Below are 21,721 nucleotides of genomic sequence, written 5' to 3'. Positions count from 1 at the left end.
TTTGTTAGGTTTATCTTTTCCCTGATAGGCTTTTTTCATTTGGAATCCGGATTTACTATTTGATAAGTTAGATTATTGCTGCTGTCATTATGAACTTCGGCGATTTTGATCTGAACTCCGGCGATTTCGCATGAAACTCCGGCGATTTTGATCTGAACTTCGGCGAATTCGCATGAAATTCCGGCGTTTTTCAAAAAGCGGGATTAAACAGACACCTATGATTACCCATGCGGAAGGTATCAGACTCCTGCAGGAAATTGAGCACCCGGAACAGTTAACAAAGCCAATAAAACAAAAAAAGCGCCTCCCCCGGATCAGGGGAAACGCTTTATGATTTCGAATTTAAAGAGCCCAATTAAAATTGTACGCATCGGATTCTAAAAAGTCAAGCGGACATCCCATTTATTTTTCTTGGTCCTCGTCATCGTCCTCATCTTCGTGATCATAGTCCTCTTCATCTTCATCGTCGAAGCCATCTTCTTCATCATCGAAGTCTTCATCAAAGTCATCATCAGACTCATCGATTTCTTCGTCAGCAAAATTACCTGTGAGCACTTCAATGTCATCATCAGGAACATCCTGCTTTTCTTCCTCTTCCGGTTCTTTCTTTTTAACTTCCTTTTTCTTCTTTGCCTTTTTCTTCTTTTTCTTAGGTACTGTAGCTTCCAGATCCATGTCTTCAACCGGATACCAGCGTTTCAGCCCCCACATACCTGCATCAACCGTTATAAACCGGCCATCGATTGTCAGATCTGTATAGAACTGTCCGATGGTTTCCTGTTTTTGTTCTTCTGTCAGTCCTTTCAAATCAGCAACTTTATTGAAGATTTCATGAAAATTAACGGCCTTTTTTTCATCCGTTAAAATCATATGTGCCAATTCAATCATTGCTATTTTCTCAAGTTCTTCGCGGCTGTAATTCTTCAAGCTCACGATACCGCACTCCCTTTTCCATGTATTAAGGCTATATTTGCCTGATTAATTTTTTATAAGTATTGTTAGTCAAAGTATATACTGTATCTTTTCTTTAAACCATACCATACATTATAAACAAATTTTAACCGAATATGCCAGTGGAATCCACTAAAAAATGAGATGAGGGGACAGGCTGCCTGTCTCTTTCAGGATGAGACGCCTGACCTGCCCCTATGTCTCTACGCTTCAACCCCTACATGTTACGGCGGTATTGGCCGCCTACCTCGTAAAGTGCGTTGGTGATTTGGCCGAGACTTGCGACTTTGACGGTTTCCATCAGTTCAACAAAAATATTGCCGCCTGATGCTGCAGTTTCTTTCAGTTGGTTCAGTGCTTCCTCAACATGGTCTTTATTTGTGTTCTGGAATTTATGCAGTTCAGTGATTTGATGTTCTTTTTCCTCTTTGGATGCCCGGGCAAGCTCCATCGAATCAATCTGTTCCTCTGAAGGCGGGTTCGGATTCAAGTACGTGTTCACCCCAACAAGCGGCAGTTCGCCGGAATGTTTTTTACCTTCATAGTACAGTGATTCTTCCTGGATTTTACCACGCTGATACTGGCGTTCCATTGCGCCAAGTACGCCACCGCGGTCATTCATTTTTTCAAATTCCTGTAAAACGGCTTCCTCAACAAGATCTGTCAGCTCCTCGACAATGAACGAACCTTGCAGCGAATTCTCGTTTTTTGTCAATCCGAATTCTTTATTAATAATCATCTGAATTGCCATTGCCCGGCGAACGGATTCTTCCGTTGGTGTTGTGATTGCCTCGTCATACGCGTTTGTATGCAGGGAATTCGTATTATCCTGAATAGCAATCAGCGCCTGCAATGTTGTGCGAATGTCATTGAAATCAATTTCCTGTGCGTGCAGGGAACGACCTGATGTCTGAATATGGTATTTCAGTTTCTGGCTGCGTTCATTTGCCCCGTATTTATCACGCATCGTAATTGCCCAGATACGGCGTGCCACACGGCCGATAACCGTGTATTCCGGATCAAGTCCGTTGGAAAAGAAGAATGATAAGTTTTTCGCAAATTTATTTACGTCCATACCGCGGCTCAAATAGTATTCCACATAGGTAAAGCCATTCGCCAATGTGAATGCCAGCTGGGTAATCGGGTTGGCGCCGGCTTCTGCAATATGGTAGCCAGAAATCGAAACAGAGTAATAATTGCGCACTTGTTTATCGATGAAATATTGCTGGATGTCACCCATCATCCGCAATGCAAATTCAGTGGAAAAGATACACGTATTCTGTCCCTGGTCTTCTTTTAAAATATCTGCCTGAACGGTTCCGCGGACAACAGCTACTGTATCATCCCGCAGTTTTTCATATTCTTCCCGATTCGGTTCACGGCCATTTTCTTCTTTAAATTTAGCGACCTGCTGATCGATCGCGGTATTGAAATACATTGCCAGAATAATCGGTGCCGGTCCATTAATCGTCATCGATACCGAAGTTTTTGGATCAGTTAAGTCAAATCCGTCATAAAGCTTTTTCATGTCGTCAAGCGTACAAATGCTGACACCGCTCTCCCCGACTTTCCCGTAAATATCCGGTCGTGGTGCCGGGTCTTCACCGTACAAAGTAACTGAGTCAAATGCCGTTGACAGACGTTTTGCCTCTTCATTTTTGGACAAATAATGGAAGCGGCGGTTGGTCCGTTCAGGTGTGCCCTCACCGGCGAATTGTCTTGTTGGGTCTTCCCCTTTTCGTTTGAATAGGAAAACCCCTGCCGTGAATGGAAATGCTCCTGGAACGTTTTCTTTCAGGAGCCATTTCAGACGCTCGCCCCAGTCCGTGTATTTCGGAAATGCTACTTTCGGTACTTTCAGGCCTGAAAGTGATTCAGTTGTAAGATCCATTTCGATTTCTTTATCACGGACTTTAAATGTCATTTTATCCTGAGCGTAGCGTTCTTTCGTTTCGTCCCAAGCTTCGAGCTGCTTGCGTGCTTTCGGATTCAATTCATCCTGATAGCTTTCGATTGTTTTGTCGATTTCGCCCAGGGCATGCTCATCATCCAGAACATTCTTTGCCCCGTCGAGCTGATAGAGCTTGCTGGCAATACCACTTTGCTTCTCGGCTTGCTCATGATAACCGCGCACGTGTTGAGCAATTTCGCGTAAATAATGCCGGCGTTCATTCGTGATTATCATGTTGTCTTTTTGGGCTATAACGTTTCGTTCAAAATCAACATCGTTATCCCAGTCATATTTTTCATTCAATGTATCAATAATCGATGCGAACAATGCATTTGTTCCGGCATCATTAAATTGGCTGGCAATTGTACCGAAGACCGGGAACTTTGTTTTGTCCTGTTTAAATAACATATGACTGCGTTCATATTGTTTGCGCACCTGATTCAGAGCATCCTCAGAGCCTTTTTGTTCAAATTTATTGATAACGATAAAATCGGCAAAATCAATCATGTCGATTTTTTCAAGCTGTGATGGTGCACCGAATTCCGCTGTCATCACATACATCGACAGGTCGGTAATATCGGTAATTGCTGCGTCACCCTGACCGATACCACTCGTTTCAACAATAATAAAATCATAGCCTGACGCACGAACAACATCGATTACATCATGCAAATCTTTTGACAGCTCCGTTCTTGAGCCACGGGTTGCCAATGAACGCATATAAACACGGTCCGTGAAGATCGCGTTCATCCGGATCCTGTCACCAAGCAGTGCACCGCCTGTTTTCTTTTTCGTCGGGTCGATTGAAATAATAGCGATTTTTTTATCCGGAATTTCGTTGATGAAGCGGCGGATTAATTCGTCGGTCAACGAACTTTTTCCTGCCCCGCCGGTACCGGTAATCCCGAGTACTGGTGCATTATTGGAATCTTTCCTTAATGCTTCGAGGATTTCATTTTTCTCATCATGATCTTCGCTGCTTTCCATATACGTGATGTACCTGGCGATTGCCTGACGCTCGCCTGCTGCCAGTTTATCCCGATCTTTTTTTAAATCGACCGGCGGAATGCAGTCACACTCTTCAAGCATCAGGTTAATCATCCCCTGGAGCCCAAGTTCTCGGCCGTTTTCCGGTGAAAAGATATATGAAACACCGTATTCATGCAGCTCTTTTATTTCACGCGGGATAATTACTCCGCCACCACCGCCATAAACTTTAATGTGGCCTGCTCCGAGTTCGTTTAATAAATCAACCATGTATTTAAAATATTCCACGTGACCGCCCTGATAGGAAGAGATGGCAATTCCTTGTGCATCTTCCTGAATGGCAGCATGGACCACTTCTTCCACTGACCGGTTGTGTCCCAGGTGCACAACCTCTGCCCCACTGGACTGGAGAATTCTTCGCATAATATTAATCGATGCATCATGTCCGTCATACAGGCTTGACGCCGTGACGAAACGGACAGGATTTACGGGTTTATACAGTTGTACTTGTTCCATTGTCAATCCTCCTCAAAAAAATTATTCAGATTGCTGTTTGTCAATTGCAAGCGACTGCAAAAGAAAATGGGTCTGGCGTTCGATATAAGTTTCCAGCGTAAACTCTTTTTGCAGCATCCAGCGACGGAATCCCCACATTTGTCCTTGAACGAAAATGTTGTTTGCCAAAAGTGCTGCATCCTGCTTCGAGATTTTTTGCGGAAGGCAGGATGCAATTACGTTTTCAAGCATGCCTACCATGTCACGTTCCTTCTGCAGTACGTACTCTTTCGTGTCCTTTTTGAGCGACTTTACTTCCTGATACATAATAACGATTTCATCCTGCATTTCATCAATTAAGTAAAAATACGATTCAATGACTTTAGCCAGATTGGTAACAGAAGGCTGCTCCAAATCGATTGATGCTTCCAGACGCTCTTTGACTTGTACGTATATTGCATCACAAACCAGAAACAGCACATCTTCTTTTGTCCGGATATATTCGTAAAGCGTTCCGATACTGAAGCCTGATTCTTTTGCAATTTCCCGTGTTGTTGTCCGATGAAAGCCTTTTTCCTTAAAAAGCTTCATTGCGCCTTTGATCATTTGGTTGCGGCGTTTTTCAACCAGTTGAACATCTTTTACAGAAGAAAGGATTTGGTCCTGCGTCATTTAGCGTCCTCCTTCCTCTTGCCATTTTTTAAATAAATCCTGTGCCATCTGATAGGGATCACTATTCGCTTCGATTGTTATGTTGTTATTTTCTATATATGTCTTCACATCACGCCAGATTTCTTCGCGAATCAGTTCATACACTTCAAGCTCCTGCTGCTGTTTGCGGCGTTTTTGACCTTCTTCTGTGTTGTATAAAAAGTCCTGATGCTCGCTGATTTTATTCCAGAGCTTATCGATGCCCTTATTTTCCGTCGTGATGGCTTTGACGATTGCCTTCTCATGGGTCTGGTGTGACGTCATCATGACAAGCTCCTTCAGCAGCGCTCTCAGTTTTCCGACTCCCTGCAGGTCCGCTTTATTGATGACAAACAGGTCAGCGATTTCCATGATGCCCGCTTTGAAAATTTGCAGAACATCCCCGCTGTTTGGTGTTAGGACAAGTGCGGTCGTATCAACGATTTTCATAATATCAAGCTCAGACTGCCCGACACCGACCGTCTCAACGATCACTACATCAAATCCATACGCATCACAAATCCGGACAGCATCTTTTGTCGCCCGGGCAAGCCCACCAAGGCTTCCGCGAGTTGCCATGCTGCGGATGTACACACCATCATCGGTAAAGTGCTCATTCATTCGGACACGGTCGCCAAGTAATGCACCACCACTGAACGGACTTGTTGGATCAACCGCAATAATTGCAACAGTTTTGCCTTCATTGCGGATGTGCGTGATCAGCCGGTTGACGAGTGAACTTTTCCCGGCGCCCGGTGACCCGGTAATGCCCACATATTGCGCTTGTTTTTTTAGCGAAAAAACATCGCTGAGCATGGTGAGCTTCTCCGGATGGTCATTCTCAACCATGGTGATTGCCCGGGCAAGTGCACGTATGTTTTTTTCTTTCATTTGTTCGACTAGTGGGTGCATTGCTTGTGACTCCTTTCTGTGAACCAAAGGGACAGGCTCCTTGGTTCATTGCGCGAGCTGTGCTGGTGGTGCGCGAGTTTGGGTGCTCGATGCGCGAGTTTGCGTTGCTGCCGCGCGAGTTCGGGTGCTGATGCGCGAGTTTGCGTTGCTGTCGCGCGAGTTCGGGTGCTGATGCGCGAGTTTGCGTTGTTGTCGCGCGAGTGCATGCTATACTCGCCCGACATTGTGCGATAGCTGCTCAATTTGTGGCCGCTCCAGCTCGCATTTGTGAACTTTGGCGATTTAATTGTGAATTTCGAGCAACCTAATTGTGAACTTTGGCGTTTTACTTGTGAACTTCGGCGAAATCACTGTGAACTTTGGCAAAAAGCCGGCCATCCACCTTATTTCGTCAGCATCCGTCCAATAACCAGTCGCTGAATTTCGTTTGTTCCTTCATAGATTTGAGTAATTTTTGCATCACGCATGTAACGCTCTACCGGGTAATCTTTCGTGTAGCCATAGCCGCCGAATACCTGCACCGCTTCGGTCGTTGTGCGCATTGCTGCATCTCCGGCAAATAATTTGGACATGGCGGATGCTTTACCGTACGGCTGGCCTTCTGACTCAAGCCATGCAGCCTGATAGGTTAACAGACGGGATGCTTCTACTTCGGTTGCCATATCTGCCAATTTGAAAGAAATCCCCTGGTTTGCTGCGATTGGCTTGCCGAACTGTTCACGTTCTTTTGCATAATCAACGGCAGCGTCCAGTGCACCCTGTGCGATTCCCAATGCCTGTGCTGCGATTCCATTGCGCCCGCCATCAAGTGTTGTCATGGCAATTTTAAAGCCATCTCCTTCTTCGCCAAGGAGGTTTTCTTTTGGAACTCGGCAGTTTTCGAAAATAAGCTCGGTTGTAGGGGATGAACGAATACCGAGTTTCTTTTCTTTTTTACCAGTTGAAAATCCGTCCATATCTTTTTCAACAATGAATGCACTGATACCCTTGTGTTTTGCTTCCGGATTGGTCATGGCAAAAACAATGTAGATGTCAGCCACACCGCCATTGGTGATCCAGACTTTATTGCCATTCAAAATGTAATCATCACCATCTTTTTTGGCGACGGTTTTCATACCTGCTGCATCACTTCCGGAGCCCGGTTCAGAAAGGGCATATGCTCCCAATGCCTCACCGGTTGCCAGGCGGTACAGGAATGTTTTCTTCTGTTCTTCGTTACCATATTTGTAAATTGGCCAGCTTGCCAATGACAAGTGTGCTGACAATGTAACCCCGGTTGATGCACAAACACGGGACAATTCTTCAACGGCAATTACATAGCTTACAAAATCAGATCCTATTCCACCGTATTCTTCCGGCCATGGAATTCCTGTCAGCCCGAGTTCGGCCATCTTATCAAAAATTCCCCGGTCGAACCGTTCTTCCTCATCACGTTCCGCCGCAGTCGGTTCCACGTCTTTTTTTGCAAAGTCACGTACCATTTTGCGCAGCATTTCCTGCTCGTCAGTTAGTTGAAAATTCATCGTTTGTCGTCCCCCTCATTTTTTTAAAAGATTTTTTGCGATAACAATATGCTGAATTTCATTTGTACCTTCATAAATTTCGGTTACTTTGGCATCGCGGAATAAGCGCTCCACCGGGTAATCCTCGGTATAGCCGTATCCGCCATATACCTGGACAGCTTCGATGGCTGCTTTTCTGGCAGTTTTTGAAGCATACATTTTTGCCATGGACGCTTCTTTGCTGCACGGAATGTTACGTTCAACAAGCGATGCAACATTGTAGACTAATAGTTTCGCAGCCTCGACCTCTGTTGCCATGTCAGCCAGTTTAAATGAAATACCCTGATTGGCGGCGATGGGCTTGCCGAACTGCTCACGTTCTTTTGCGTAATTGGCGGCATGCTCAAGTGCTGCCTCACCAATCCCAAGTGCCTGAGCAGCGATGCCGATGCGCCCCACGTTCAGGTTCGCCATCGCGATTTTGAAGCCGTCACCTTCATTGCCAAGGAGCTGCTCTTTCGGGACGACACAATTGTCAAAGTTTAACTGGACCGTGCTTGATCCATGAAGCCCCATTTTCTTTTCCGCCTTGCCAATCTCAAATCCTGGTGTATTTCGCTCAATTATAAACGCACTGACACCTTTTGCACCTTCTTCATCACTTGTTCTGGCAAACGTAATAAATGTATCAGCAGCGCCTCCATTTGTTATAAAAACCTTGGAGCCATTTAAAATATAGTTGTCGCCGTCTTTTTTTGCTTTTGTTTTTAAATTGGCAACGTCAGAGCCCGCTCCAGGTTCTGTCACGGCAAAAGCGCCAAGGTACTCACCTGTTGCCAATTTCGGCAGGTAATGTTTTTTCTGATCTTCATTACCAAAATAAAGAATAGGATTTGTGCCGACTGATGTGTGGACGGATAAAATAACTCCGAGTGTTGCGCTTACTTTGGAAAGCTCATTTATTGCGATGATATACGACGTGTAGTCCATACCGCTTCCGCCATACTCTTCAGCAATCGGAATCCCCATCAGTCCAAGCTCACCCATTTTCCGGATGATTTCTTTTGGAAAACGGTCTTCCTGCTCCATCCGTTCAATTTCCGGCTGTACTTCTTTCTGGGCAAAATCCCGAACCATTTTACGCATCATTTCCTGTTCTTCGGAAAAATAAAGGTTCACGCTAAATGCCCCCCTTTCTGTTATTCATGATAGTTTTTTAGTATTGATAGAATCCTCTGCCTGATTTTTTGCCAAGCCAGCCTGCGTTTACATATTTACGGAGCAATGGACATGGACGATATTTGCTGTCGCCATAGCCATCATGCAGCACTTCCATAATGTAGAGGCATGTATCCAACCCGATAAAATCTGCTAGTGTCAGTGGTCCCATTGGATGATTCATGCCGAGTTTCATAACGGTGTCAATATCTTCTACGGATGCTACACCTTCCTGCAAGGCAAAAATCGCCTCGTTGATCATCGGCATCAGAATACGGTTGGCAGCGAAACCGGGTGCGTCATTAACTTCGACTGGTGTTTTCGACAATTTGTGCGTCATGTCTTCAATTGCCTGGTATGTTTCGTCACTGGTTTGCAGGCCGCGAATAATTTCAACTAGCTTCATCACCGGTACCGGATTCATATAATGCATTCCGATAACCTGGTCAGGACGTGTTGTTTTTGCAGCAATTTCCGTAATAGGCAATGATGATGTATTCGTTGCAAGAATCGCGTGCTTTGGTGCAATCTGATCAAGCTCACCGAATACGTTTGATTTCACTTCCATATTTTCAACAATTGCTTCAATTACCAGATCAACTGATTGCGCATCCTGCAGATCCTTGGAAGGCGTTAATCTGTTTAACGTATTTGCTTTATTTGTTTCGCTGATACGTTCTTTTTCGACAGCACGTGTCAGCAGTTTTTCGATATTTTTCATCCCTTTGTCGAGTGCTTCAGCGTTCATGTCGTTTAACAGAACGTCGAACCCCGCCTGGGCACAGACCTGGGCGATTCCTGATCCCATCTGGCCTGCACCGATTACCATTACTTTGTTTATTGCCATGTTGCGTGATCCTCCCTTGACTCATTGTTGTGAACTTTAGCATTTTAGTTGTGAACTTTAGCGAAATTGCTGTGAACTTTAGCGTTTTACGAACATTCTTTAGCGATTTCCCTGGGAACTTTAGCGAATTCACAAAATAACCACTATCTCCAAGCCAAAGTTATTGCTTTGGCACTTCAATCAGCACCGCGTCACCCTGGCCGCCGCCACTGCAGATTGCTGCGATGCCGAGACCGCCGCCGCGTCGTTTCAGTTCATGGATTAATGTCAAAATAATCCGGGCACCGCTTGCTCCGATTGGGTGTCCAAGCGCGACTGCACCGCCGTTCACATTTACTTTTTCCGGATCGATGTCTGCTATTTTGCCGCTCGCAAGTGACACGACAGCAAACGCTTCGTTAATTTCGAACAAGTCAATATCATCTTTGGAATATCCTGTTTTCTCAAGCAGTTTGTTAATAACAAGTCCTGGTGTTTGCGGGAAATTCTCTGCTTCGACTGCAACCTCCGCATGACCCAGCACGGTTGCCATTGGCGTTTTGCCCAGTGCTTCTGCTTTTTCATCCGACATTACGACAAATGCACATGCGCCATCATTGACACCAGGTGCGTTGCCGGCTGTAATTGAGCCATCTTTGTCAAAAGCCGGGCGCAGTTTTGCAAGTGTTTCTACGCTGGTATCTTTACGTGGTGCCTCATCCGTATCAACGACAACCGGATCACCTTTTCGCTGCGGCACTTCAAGTGAAACGATTTCTTCGGAAAATTTCCCATCCTCGATTGCTTTCACTGCCCGCTGATGGCTGCGGTATGCCCATTCATCCTGCTCTTCCCGTGATACGTTAAATTCGTCGGCAGTGCCATTTCCGTAATTGCCCATGTGCACATTGTTAAATGAGCATGTCAGACCATCATGGACCATCATATCGACAACGCGTTTGTCACCCATGCGATTGCCCCAGCGTGCATCCGGTAAATAATATGGTGCATTGCTCATGCTTTCCATTCCGCCGGCAACAATTACGTCTTCATCACCAACGCGAATCAGCTGATCTGCAAGGGTTACACTGCGCAAACCGGAGGCACAGACTTTATTAATCGTTTCTGTTTTAACTTCCCACGGAATGCCAGCTTCACGAGCAGCCTGACGTGATGGAATCTGGCCCTGGCCACCTTGTAATACAGTCCCCATGATTACTTCATCAATTTCTTTTTCATCAAGGCCTGCGCGATTTAATGCTTCGCGGATTGCCTTGCCGCCTAACTGTGAAGCGGTAAAAGGTTTCAGTGCTCCTCCAAATTTACCAAACGGTGTTCTGGCTCCAGATACAATAACAGTTTTTCTCATTCAATAAACATCCTTTCTATAATAAATAGATTTGCAGGTACTATTGATAACGCTTACTTTTACTAACAAAAAACAGCAGTTGGTCTTCCACTTTCAGCTTTTCGATTGAACGCTCGCTCAATCACCTTCCTAAAAATCAGAGGGGCAACATGTTACCCCTCTTTTTATTCTATGCTGTTTTCTGTTCATCTTCAACAAATACCGATAATGCCAGAATTTCAGCAACATCCATTGTACTGATGTCTTCTTCAACTTCCTTCGCTTTCGTACCGTCGCTCAGCATAGTCAGACAGAATGGACATGCACTTGAAATCATCGTCGATTCGGTTTCCATTGCCTGTTCTGTACGGGCAACGTTAATGCGGTTTCCGGTTGTTTCTTCAGACCACATCAAGCCGCCGCCTGCACCACAGCACATTCCATTTTCTCTGCTGCGGTCCATTTCAACCAGGTCAAGGCCTGGAATAGAACGCAAAATTTCTCTTGGCGGGTCATATACGCCATTATATCTTCCCAGGTAACAGGAATCGTGATAAGTGAGCTTCTGGTTAATTTCCCTCTGCGGCATAAGCTTACCGTTCATCACAAGGTCATACAGCATTTGTGTATGGTGATAAACTTCAGCTTCAAAACCGAAATCCGGATATTCATTTTTGAAAATGTTATATGCGTGCGGATCGATGGTAACGATCTTCGTCACATTATTTTTCTCGAATTCTTTAATATTTTTCTCTGCAATTTCCTGGAATAAAAATTCATTCCCTATGCGGCGTGCTGTATCGCCGGAGTTCTGTTCCTTGTTTCCTAAAATCGCAAAGCTGATGCCTGCCTGATTCATCAATTTGGCAAATGCAAGTGCGATTTTTTGACTGCGGTTATCAAATGATCCCATTGAACTTACCCAGAAAAGATATTCGAAATCTTTATCTTCTTTTTTCAGTTCTTTAACTGTAGGGATGTATACCTCTTCATCCTGTTCACGCCATTTAATGCGGTCTTTTTTGGAAAGTCCCCACGGGTTACCCTGACGCTCAATGTTCATCACTGCACGCTGCGCATCCGGATCCATTTTACCTTCTGTCATCACAAGGTAACGGCGCATATCAATAATTGTTCCAACATGTTCGTTGTTTACCGGACATGCATCTTCACAGTTACGGCATGTCGTACATCCAGCCAGCTCTTCCTGTGTAATAACATCACCGATAAGACTTACACTTTCCATCCCTGCAGCGGCTTCGTTTGCACCGGCACCTGCAAGCTGGTTTCCTTTTGTGTTGGAGAACGCATAAGAAGGTACCCAAGGTGATTTACCTGTAACTGCTGCACCTTTTTCAGTTAAATGGTCACGAACTTTAACCATAATGTCCATTGGTGACAGCATTTTACCTGTGCCTGATGCCGGGCAGACATCGGTACAGCGCCCACATTCCACACAGGCGTAAAAGTCGATCATTTGACGCTGTTCAAAGTCTTCCACTTTCCCAACACCAAACGAAATTTCATCTTCATTTTCTTCTTCATCAATCTCAAAATCTATTTTTTTCAATTTCCCTGGTACACGCTTACTCAAAAACACGTTGACTGGCGCTGCAATCAAGTGTGCGTGTTTTGACTGCGGTACATAAACAAGGAATGATAGAATGGTGATCGTATGAACCCACCAGAAAACGTAAAATAACACCATTGCTGCTGTTGCTGGAAGCCAGCTGAATGCACCTGCTATTAAACTGGCAACCGGCTCAGACCATGTCATTCCCTCACCATGCCAAACAATTGCCATACCGTTTCCAAGCAGAACGGAAAGCATTAATGTTCCAATAAAAATCAGAACAAGTCCTGCTTTAAATCCGCGCTTCAAGCGAACGATTTTTTCGATGTATCGGCGATAAAATGCCCATATAACTGCAACTAAAATCATTAATGTAACGAGTTCCTGGAAAAATGTGAATCCGGCATAGAATGGGCCAAATGGCAAGTGGTTGCCTGGTGCAAGCCCTTTAACAAACATGTCAATCGCACCGAATTGTACGAGCAGGAAACCATAGAACATCATGACGTGGATTGTTCCTGATTTCTTATCTTTTAATAGTTTGGACTGGCCAAATACAATTTTCCCGATCCGGCGTAAACGCCATTTAAGATCTTTATCAAATTCGGATTTTTTTCCGAGTTTAATATATGAAACACGTGTAGCTACTACTCTAGCGAACAAATATACTCCATAGATGACAACTGCTATAAATGCCAGCAGATTAATAAGTAAAAATGTGTTCAATATTCGCTCCCCCTTTTGATATATTGTAACGGAAAATGATAGCGATTGCATATGCGGGAAAAATAAAAATGCATGCTATTATTTTAGATTGGTATATACTAATACTTTATATGTGAATGATCATTCAGTCAACTCATTTTTGTATTTACGTGATAATTATCATAATTTTATTTGCCCTCATTAATACTATCGAACCAGGTTTTGAAAAAGTGGCAAAGAAAATAAAAAAATTATGCCACCTTTTTGAGATGACATACGATTGTAGTTATAAAGGATAGAATGTTTAATTAAACGCAAAATTTAATGGAGGTCTCGCACGTTTGAGTGTTTTGCACCTTCGTTATACTCGGTGCAAAACAACTATAAAAGGGAGTGCATCCGAAATACTGTGCACTCCCCTTCTATAATTACATTTTCTCCGGTGCGGTTACGCCTAGTAATCCCAGAGCGTTTGCGATTGTAATCCGTACTGCTTTCATTAATGCGATACGTGCTTTTGTACGTTCCGGATCATCCGGATTCAACACTTTTTCGGCATTGTAAAAGCTGTGCAGTAATGTTGCGAGATCATATACGTACTGGGTAACTTTATGCGGTGTCTGCTTTTCGGCCGCATCGGCAACTGTTTGCGGGAACTCGCCAAGTTTTTTCAGCAAATCTGTTTCTTTTTCGGCTGTCAAAAGCCCGGAATCAAAGTTTTCGTCAACTGCAATCCCTTTTTCCGCAGCCTGTTTCAGCATTGTACAAATCCGTGCATGGGCATACTGAACATAATAAACAGGGTTATCATTTGATTCAGACCTTGCCAAGTCCATGTCAAAATCAAATGGTGTATCATTTGAACGCATAATGAAGAAATAACGAACCGCATCAACACCGACTTCATCCAACAAATCACGCAATGCAACAATTTTTCCGGTGCGTTTGGACATTTTGACTAATTCACCATTTTCAAATAAGCGAACCATTTGAATGACTTTGACATTAAATTTTTCAGCCGGATACCCCAAAGCCTGGATAGCAGCCCGCATTCTGGCGATATAGCCGTGATGGTCACCCCCCCATACATTGACAATCTGGTCATATCCCCGTTCCAATTTATTTTTATGGTAGGCAATATCTGGTGTCAGATAGGTGTAATTTCCATCCTGTTTTATAATTACACGGTCCTTGTCATCGCCGAATGCTGTGGAGCGGAACCAGACTGCACCATCCTGTTCATAAACATAACCGTCGTCCTTTAACTTCTGAACCGTTTCCTCCACCTTATTTGCTTCATATAGTGATTGTTCCGAGAACCAGTTGTCAAAATAAACACCGAAATCATTTAAGTCTTTCTTTAATTTATCAAGCTCGAATTCCAGACCGTATTCTTTAAAAAATGCAATACTTTCCGTGTTATCTGTTTGCACCCATTTGTCACCATATTCTGCAGCAAGTGTTTTTCCGATTTCAATAATATCGGAACCGCGATACCCATCCTCGGGCATTCTCGAGTCCATGCCGAGTGCCTCTTTGTATCGTGCCTCAATCGACAAAGCCAGGTTATCAATTTGACTGCCCGCATCATTCACGTAATATTCCCGTTCCGTTTGATAACCTGCCATATCGAGCACGTTGCAGAGCACATCACCGAATGCCGCTCCACGTGCATGTCCAAGGTGCAAATCACCAGTCGGGTTTACCGAAACAAATTCCACCTGAATTTTTTCACCTTGACCTGCGTCTGTTCGGCCGTATTCGGTACCAGCTTCCAAAATGGATGGAATCAGCTTGCCGAGCATGTCATTCTTCAGGAAAAAATTAATAAATCCCGGTCCGGCAATTTCCACTTTTTCAATCGCTGCTTTAGACTGATCGATATTTGCCACAATATCATCGGCAATTTGACGTGGTGCTTTTTTAGCAATGCGTGCAAGCTGCATCGCTATATTGGAGGCAAAATCACCATGTTCCTTGTCTTTCGGTTTTTCGAGAATAATTGACGGCAGTTCATCTTCGGCTGCAAGTTCAGCCTTTAGAACGGCCGCTGCAATTTCCTGTTTTAATGTATCTTCAGTTTGTGCCAACACGTTCATTGGAGGTCCTCCTCTTTTATTGATAATTGTAATTGGTGTTTTCGCTCGTCCTGCCCATTCAGTCTGACCGTATAATCAATGGCTAAAAGTCCATCGTGTTCACCAGTCAGTTCCTGATAATGGATGGTATTTGTAAATGTTTCCATATGTATATTTCCATGCGGATGCTGAAATACATTTTCTGTCGGCCGGTCAACGCGGAATTTCTGGTGCATACTAACCATTCCTGTCCGCTTGATGCTGACCTTATCCGGGTAAATGGTTATCAGGTTTTTGATTGCGTTCCCTTCCTCCACATTTTCCTCGTATGTCAGTACATCGATATTGTTTTTCTGATAAAGTTCACCTGTTTCGTTAACCGTGTTGTACTCCTTTTGACTGCCATCGTCGATGATTGTCTGGAGTTCAACTGATACCTTTTTTGAACCTGAATTCATGGAATCGCTCCTGCATCGTATAATTTCCTATTATAGCGATAAATGTATGTCTTTCGCAATACAAAGGGTTATTTAGTCGTCCCGGCCTTCCCATACAAGTTTTTTCGATAATTTCCGCCAAGAAGTTTATTTCCTTTTATCTTTTCCCATAATGAAACTAATGAACACATCTCATTGGAGCTAAAAGATATGAAAAAACTTTTTCGAATGAATAAAAAGTGGCTTTTTCTGGCTGTGCCTGCGAGCGGATTTTTATTGGTGACTTTGCTTCTGGCAGGAGTCTATTTTGTAAGTTTTCTGCTCGGTCCCCCAAAGCTCGTAAACGATCAAAACACAATCTATTACAGTATAAATGAAAAGGTTATTGGTGAGGAACAGGGCAGCGAGAACCGCTACTGGGTCGACCTGGAGGATATTTCACCACAAGTCATAGAGGCGACGCTGGCAATTGAAGACCAGCATTTTTATGACCATAACGGCTTTGATTTCAAACGAATTGCGGGTGCCGCCTTATCCGACCTGGCAAGTCTTTCCCTGAAGGAAGGGGCAAGTACCCTTACACAGCAATATGCGAGAAACTTGTACTTATCCCATGAAAAAACATGGACCCGTAAGCTTAAGGAAGCATTTTATACAGTAAGGCTTGAAATGTACTACTCAAAATCCGAAATCCTGGAGGGGTATTTAAATACGATTTATTACGGTCATGGTGCTTATGGAATCGAAGCGGCAAGCAGGTATTTTTTTAACAAGTCGGCAGATGAATTGTCACTGGCTGAGGCGTCAATGCTTGCTGCTGTTCCGAAAGGGCCGTCTTACTATTCCCCGCTCAATAATCGTGAGAATGCGGAAAATCGCCAGGAAAGGATTCTTCGATTAATGCATGACACCGGTAAAATAACCGAGCATGACATGTCGCTTGCAATCAAGGAAAATCTGGCATTCACTGAGCAGAAGGAACGGGTAAAAAAGGCAGTTGCCCCTTATTTTCAGGATACTGTGTTACGGGAAGCAGCGGAAATCCTGAAACTGGACACCGAGCTAGTCCGGTCTGGCGGGTACAAGATTCACACAACCCTTGATGTGCAGCTGCAAAATAAATTGGAGAAAACAGCTGAGAATGTCATCGACTCCGAAAGTAAGATTGATATTGGTGCAATGGCGATGAATCCGGACACTGGCGGCATCCGGGCGCTTGTCGGCGGACGGAATTATCAGAAGAGCCAGTTCAATCGGGCAACACAGGCCAAGCGAATGCCCGGATCAACATTTAAGGCATTCCTGTATTATGCGGCATTAAGGAATGGATACGATGCCAACACAATGATAACAAGTCAACCAACCACTTTTAAACTGGAGGACGGTAAGGTTTACAAGCCAAGCAACTTTAATGGCTATTATGCTGATAAACCAATAACTCTGGCTCAGGCGCTGGCACTGTCCGACAATATTTATGCCGTAAAAACGAATATATACATCGGTTCTGAAACACTTGTCGATACGGCCCGCAAATTCGGGTTTAATGGTCATTTACCCGCAGTACCTTCACTTGCATTAGGCACCGCGTCAGTCACGGTTGAAAATATGGTAACTGGGTATGGAATGCTTGCTAACGGCGGGCACGACATCGAGGGACACACGATTACAAAAATCGTTGATCGACGGGGAAATGTTGTTTATGAGCGGGATAAAGAAGAAGGCAAACAAGTACTGGATCCAAAAACGTCATTTATTTTAACACATCTTTTAACCGGGATGTTTGACAGGTCACTAGATGGTTATATGTCGGTGACCGGGTCAACGATTGCCAACCAGCTGAGCAGAACCTATGCAGGTAAATCCGGAACGACAAACACAGACAGCTGGATGATCGGGTACAGCCCATCACTTGTTACAGGGATCTGGACGGGGTATGACAACAATGAACCTGTTACAGAGACGGAAGAAATCGGTTATGCCAAGAATGTATGGGCAACGTTTATGGAGAAGGCACACGAAGATGTTCCGCTCGGGCAATTTGACACCCCGGCCGGTGTTACTGGACTGCCAATTGATCCGGAATCCGGAGACCGGGCTACACCTTATTGTGACACGAGTACTATTATGTATTTTGAAGAAGGAACAGAGCCGGCAGCGTATTGCACGCTGCATCTTCCTGATGGGGATGAGGAGGAAGTGAAGGAACAGGATCGTAAAAAGGATGAAAAGGGCGTTATTGAGAAGTGGTTTGAGTATCTTTTTTAAAGGTATAGAAATTGAATATGGCTCTTTTCGCATACTTTGTTGTTCGTTGCAATTGACATAAAATGCGTACTAAAAATAAAATCTGATTCGTAACACAGTTGGCGAGACTCTCTGACTGCGCAGCTGAAACACTGTCCTAGCCCTAGTTTCGGTATGAACTCCTGAAAGCACTTTTGTACCGGGATTTTCATTTCTTATTTGGTCACTGCACCCTTTTACAAGCCTATTTCGAATTTTGTTTATCCTATTCATACTAAGAACACGCACGCTTTACATTATTTCGGGGTATCTATAGCAGAATGATACTATGGCTAGCCTAAATCAATCTCTTTTTCATAGAGGGAACGTTCCTCATGGGGATTTCTAGTTTAAATTGGACTCCTTTTCTTCGTGAGAGCGTTCCTCAAGAGGGTTTCTAGCTTAAATCGGCCTCCTTTTCTTCGAGAGAGCGGTCCTCATGGGGATTTCTAGCTTAAATCGGTCTCCTTTTCTTCGTGAGAGCGGCCCTCATGGGGATTTCTAGCTTAAATCGGTCTCCTTTTCTTCGTGAGAACGTTCCTCAAGAGGATTTCTAGCTTAAATCGGTCTCCTTTTCTTCGTGAGAGCGTTCCTCAAGAGGATTCCTAGCTTAATTCGGTCTTCTTTTCTTCGTGAGAGGGTTCTTCACGAGGATTCCTAGCTTAATTCGGTCTCCTTTTCTTCGTGAGAGCGTTCCTCACGAGGATTTCCAGCTTAATTCGGTCTCCTTTTCTTCGTGAGAGGGTTCTTCACGATAATCTCTAATCCAACAATAGCAAATTTAAGCAGAGAGGAATACATGCACCTTTATTAGGGTATGCTGATGCCCGCTTTTAGTCGGCCTTCCTTCTAATGGCAGCTAAGAAATCGGTGAGACCCCGCAGCCCGATAGCAATCTTTTCTGGGGGGAGTTGCCGTTTCCCCGAAAATACTTGCTCGTCGTGTTACAAGTTGATTCGACGATGTTGTGTTGCACTCCCTGCAGAATAGATTGCAACACGACGATCACCACAGTGTCTTCGCAGCGGTGTCACAGCAATCATTTTTTTCAAAGTAATCCGCAGTTTATGAAAATTGTCAAGAAGACTTCATTCTCTAAAATGAAAGGAAAAACACAGCCTAAACAAAAGAAGCTGACTCCTGCAGGGTCCGTCCTGCTTTTGGAGTCAGCTTCTTTTTTGTCCTAGTAATACATGAGTAAGCCCATGTATACATATTTTACAAACTTCCCGATTAAAGTACAAGATTAAAATCAATTGTTCACGATTCAGTCACAAAATGTTCGATTTTAGGAAAGTGCATCCTTTAATTCATCGGTAGAATTTTTCCACATTTCCCCACCTTCAAAATCGGCCAGGAAATCCTTCAGCAGCTTTTTGGAATGGTCGTCCATATGTTCAACTCTGATTTTTCCTTTCAACGACTTTTCCATATGGGTTACATGCTCCGGCATCGATTTATAGGCACGTTTAATCGAGCGGTCAACCCGGAGTTCACTCCCGGCAACACCGGCAAAATATGGACCATCTTCACCTTTTTCAACGGTTACCCAGACAATCCAGTACAATTTGCCGTTTGGCACTTCCTCTTTATTGGGCAAAAATTTAACACGGCGCTCCACTTCACTGCGGGCATGCATCGCGCCCATATCAACAAATGCACGGTCTTCATTCGGATCAATAATAACCGATGACATATTTTCAAGACTGATTGATCCGACGCCATAGCCGCCATGACCGTCGTTTGAATCGTCTTTAAGTATTGTAAACTGATTGGTCTTCTTTTTATTGGAAGATTGATCAGAACTCATAGTAAGAAACCCTCCTTCAAACTGTTGGTTATTATTGTAGCATAACTGCTGAGGCGTTTTCATCCATATGCTACTGCATGAAAATAACCCGCCATTAATGCGGCGGGTTAATCGATTTGATGAATTCGGCGCCCTCTCTTATTTCATCATTCGTATATTTTTGCTTCGGTTTAACCATATGTATTTTCGCAGTCATTTCAGCCTCTGACAGGTGGTCAAAGTAAAACATTGTCGAGACGAGTTCGAGAAAACGGGAACTTTTTCCTTTTAATAATGCTGCTTTTTCAGCAAAATCCGGCATATCCATTTGAAACTGGTTTAAAAAGTCCTGTCCGTCAGAAGTTATTTTATAATTGTATTGAAAATAATTGCTTCGGTGCTCCTTCTGCTCGGTAATGAACCCCAGATTACACAGCTCTTCAATCCGCAGTGAGAGTTCCTCTGAATATGGACCATAAAAGTGAAACTGATATTTTTCTTCAAAAGGCACATTGCATTTTTGTAAAATGTAGATTATTTTCTGCAGCTTCTTCCGTCCGGTTACTTCATTTGCCACAGAAAAAAATTGCATCAATTTTGCATGGTTAGTCAACATGATTCTCCGCTCCTCCGTTCAATAGTTCCATGATTCTTGTTTTCACTGGACTGTCTTCTCCAAGTTCTTCTAGCAAGTCTCTCGGATAATACAGCTTGTGGTCGGTCCGTTTTTTTCCGGAAATGGATTCTACGATGTCCGAATTCCGTGATAGCTCCTTCAGTTCATTACCCGGCATCAGCAAATGAATCGGCAGACGCTCCTCTTCCTCCCCTGGCCGGTAAAAATCATATGGCAGGTCTGATGAAGAGTCGACCTCCAGGTAATAATCCGGATCAATCCCGATTTTTTTAAATAAGCGATACAGTTCCATCCATTCATTCATTTGTCTGTTCGGATTAAATTCAATGTATTTAAACAGTCGACGGTTCATAAATCGTTCGCACAAATCACTCAGAATCTCATCGTCCTCTTCCTGCCATAACTGGAAATAGTACGATACAATCGATTCGTCCAATTTTAAATAATCGGCCAGGTCCACCTTTTCATTAAAAAAGGAAATAAAATGAATTGGCTTTAATTTGAATGTATAGTTATTTTCGAACAAATACTTTGCACGATGAAGTATTTTTGACAAAATAACTTCCGCACTTCTTGTGACGGGATGAAAATAAACTTGCCAATACATCTGATAGCGGCTCATGATATAGTCTTCCACCGCGTGCATTCCGCTTGATTTAATAACGACCTGATCTTCAAGCGGACGCATCACCCTTAATATCCGTTCCATATCAAAGTGACCATAGCTGACACCGGTGAAATATGCGTCCCGCTGCAAATAATCCATCCGGTCGGCGTCAATCTGGCTGGAAATCAGACTGACAACCAGCTTGTCCTCGTATGTTTTATCAATGACATCAGCGACTTTTTGCGAAAAGCCAGGCTCTACCCGTTCCAGGATTGTATGTATTTTCGTATCGCCTAAAATAATCTGCTGGGTAAAATGCTCATGATCCAGTTTAAAAACCTTTTCAAATGAATGTGAAAATGGTCCATGGCCAAGATCATGCAGTAAAGCGGCACATAAGCACAAGAGCCGCTCATCATTATTCCAATGCGGCTGATTCTCGAAATTGCCGAGAATACGCCGGACAATTTCATAGACTCCCAAGGAATGGTTGAATCTGCTGTGTTCAGCGCCGTGGAACGTCAGGTAAGTTGTCCCAAGCTGCTTAATCCGGCGTAAGCGCTGAAATTCCGGTGCGGCAATTAAATCCCAGATAACCTGATCATTCACGTGAACATATCGGTGGACAGGATCTTTAAATACTTTTTCTTCATCTAATTGTTCATGTTTATATGCCATTTTCCCATCTCGTTTCTTTTCGACATTATTTCATTTATTATATAATAAGTAACC

15 protein-coding genes are annotated in these 21,721 nt (G+C 43.8%); 1 reads left to right on the top strand and 14 read right to left on the bottom strand.

Features of this window, described 5'->3' with window-relative positions:
- Positions 1–402: 402 nt before the first annotated feature.
- The 11 genes from rpoE to G6R02_RS01720 form a co-directional block, all read right to left on the bottom strand.
- Positions 403–933 carry a DNA-directed RNA polymerase subunit delta gene (rpoE, locus tag G6R02_RS01770; protein ID WP_164667555.1) on the bottom strand — a complete coding sequence of 177 codons (531 nt, stop codon included), beginning with the start codon at positions 931–933 and terminating at the stop codon, positions 403–405.
- A gap of 235 nt (positions 934–1,168) precedes the next feature.
- Complete coding sequence (gene icmF, locus G6R02_RS01765; RefSeq protein ID WP_164667554.1) at positions 1,169–4,405, bottom strand: fused isobutyryl-CoA mutase/GTPase IcmF; 3,237 nt, start codon at positions 4,403–4,405, stop codon at positions 1,169–1,171.
- Positions 4,406–4,426: 21 nt separating this feature from the next.
- Positions 4,427–5,056: a TetR/AcrR family transcriptional regulator gene (locus tag G6R02_RS01760; protein WP_164667553.1), complete on the bottom strand. Its 630-nt coding sequence runs from the start codon at positions 5,054–5,056 to the stop codon at positions 4,427–4,429.
- Positions 5,057–5,986 (bottom strand): methylmalonyl Co-A mutase-associated GTPase MeaB, encoded by a 930-nt coding sequence (gene meaB / locus G6R02_RS01755; RefSeq protein ID WP_164667552.1) that lies wholly within the window; start codon positions 5,984–5,986, stop codon positions 5,057–5,059. It lies immediately after the preceding gene.
- A gap of 383 nt (positions 5,987–6,369) precedes the next feature.
- Positions 6,370–7,509 carry an acyl-CoA dehydrogenase gene (locus G6R02_RS01750; RefSeq protein WP_164667551.1) on the bottom strand — a complete coding sequence of 380 codons (1,140 nt, stop codon included), beginning with the start codon at positions 7,507–7,509 and terminating at the stop codon, positions 6,370–6,372.
- Positions 7,510–7,524: 15 nt separating this feature from the next.
- On the bottom strand, positions 7,525–8,667 hold the full coding sequence (locus G6R02_RS01745; RefSeq protein ID WP_164667550.1) for an acyl-CoA dehydrogenase: 1,143 nt from the start codon (positions 8,665–8,667) through the stop codon (positions 7,525–7,527).
- 37 nt (positions 8,668–8,704) lie between these two features.
- Positions 8,705–9,553, bottom strand: coding sequence for a 3-hydroxybutyryl-CoA dehydrogenase (locus G6R02_RS01740; protein ID WP_164667549.1), 849 nt, complete (start codon positions 9,551–9,553; stop codon positions 8,705–8,707).
- A 160-nt stretch (positions 9,554–9,713) separates the two neighbouring features.
- Positions 9,714–10,901, bottom strand: coding sequence for an acetyl-CoA C-acetyltransferase (locus tag G6R02_RS01735; protein ID WP_164667548.1), 1,188 nt, complete (start codon positions 10,899–10,901; stop codon positions 9,714–9,716).
- Positions 10,902–11,070: 169 nt separating this feature from the next.
- Positions 11,071–13,179, bottom strand: coding sequence for a heterodisulfide reductase-related iron-sulfur binding cluster (locus G6R02_RS01730; RefSeq protein WP_164667547.1), 2,109 nt, complete (start codon positions 13,177–13,179; stop codon positions 11,071–11,073).
- A gap of 407 nt (positions 13,180–13,586) precedes the next feature.
- Positions 13,587–15,257 (bottom strand): arginine--tRNA ligase, encoded by a 1,671-nt coding sequence (gene argS, locus G6R02_RS01725; RefSeq protein WP_164667546.1) that lies wholly within the window; start codon positions 15,255–15,257, stop codon positions 13,587–13,589.
- On the bottom strand, positions 15,254–15,694 hold the full coding sequence (locus G6R02_RS01720; protein WP_164667545.1) for a YwiB family protein: 441 nt from the start codon (positions 15,692–15,694) through the stop codon (positions 15,254–15,256). The genes argS and G6R02_RS01720 overlap by 4 nt, the downstream gene beginning before the upstream one ends.
- A gap of 189 nt (positions 15,695–15,883) precedes the next feature.
- On the opposite strand from G6R02_RS01720, the gene G6R02_RS01715 reads away from it, so the two are divergent.
- Complete coding sequence (locus tag G6R02_RS01715) at positions 15,884–17,938, top strand: transglycosylase domain-containing protein (protein ID WP_164667544.1); 2,055 nt, start codon at positions 15,884–15,886, stop codon at positions 17,936–17,938.
- Between the two features lie 1,306 nt (positions 17,939–19,244).
- Here the strand turns inward: G6R02_RS01715 and G6R02_RS01710 are convergent.
- The 3 genes from G6R02_RS01710 to G6R02_RS01700 form a co-directional block, all read right to left on the bottom strand.
- Entirely contained in the window at positions 19,245–19,766 is a 522-nt protein-coding gene (locus G6R02_RS01710) for a YwhD family protein (protein ID WP_164667543.1), read from the bottom strand.
- Positions 19,767–19,860: 94 nt separating this feature from the next.
- Positions 19,861–20,361: a YwgA family protein gene (locus G6R02_RS01705; protein ID WP_164667542.1), complete on the bottom strand. Its 501-nt coding sequence runs from the start codon at positions 20,359–20,361 to the stop codon at positions 19,861–19,863.
- Positions 20,351–21,667 (bottom strand): HD domain-containing protein, encoded by a 1,317-nt coding sequence (locus G6R02_RS01700; RefSeq protein WP_164667541.1) that lies wholly within the window; start codon positions 21,665–21,667, stop codon positions 20,351–20,353. Before G6R02_RS01700 ends, G6R02_RS01705 begins: the two co-directional genes overlap by 11 nt.
- Between the last annotated feature and the right edge of the window lie 54 nt (positions 21,668–21,721).

Source organism: Virgibacillus doumboii (genome assembly GCF_902806455.1).
In the GTDB taxonomy this organism is placed as follows: domain Bacteria; phylum Bacillota; class Bacilli; order Bacillales; family Amphibacillaceae; genus Lentibacillus; species Lentibacillus doumboii.
This window is presented reverse-complemented; position numbering and strand designations above follow the sequence as displayed.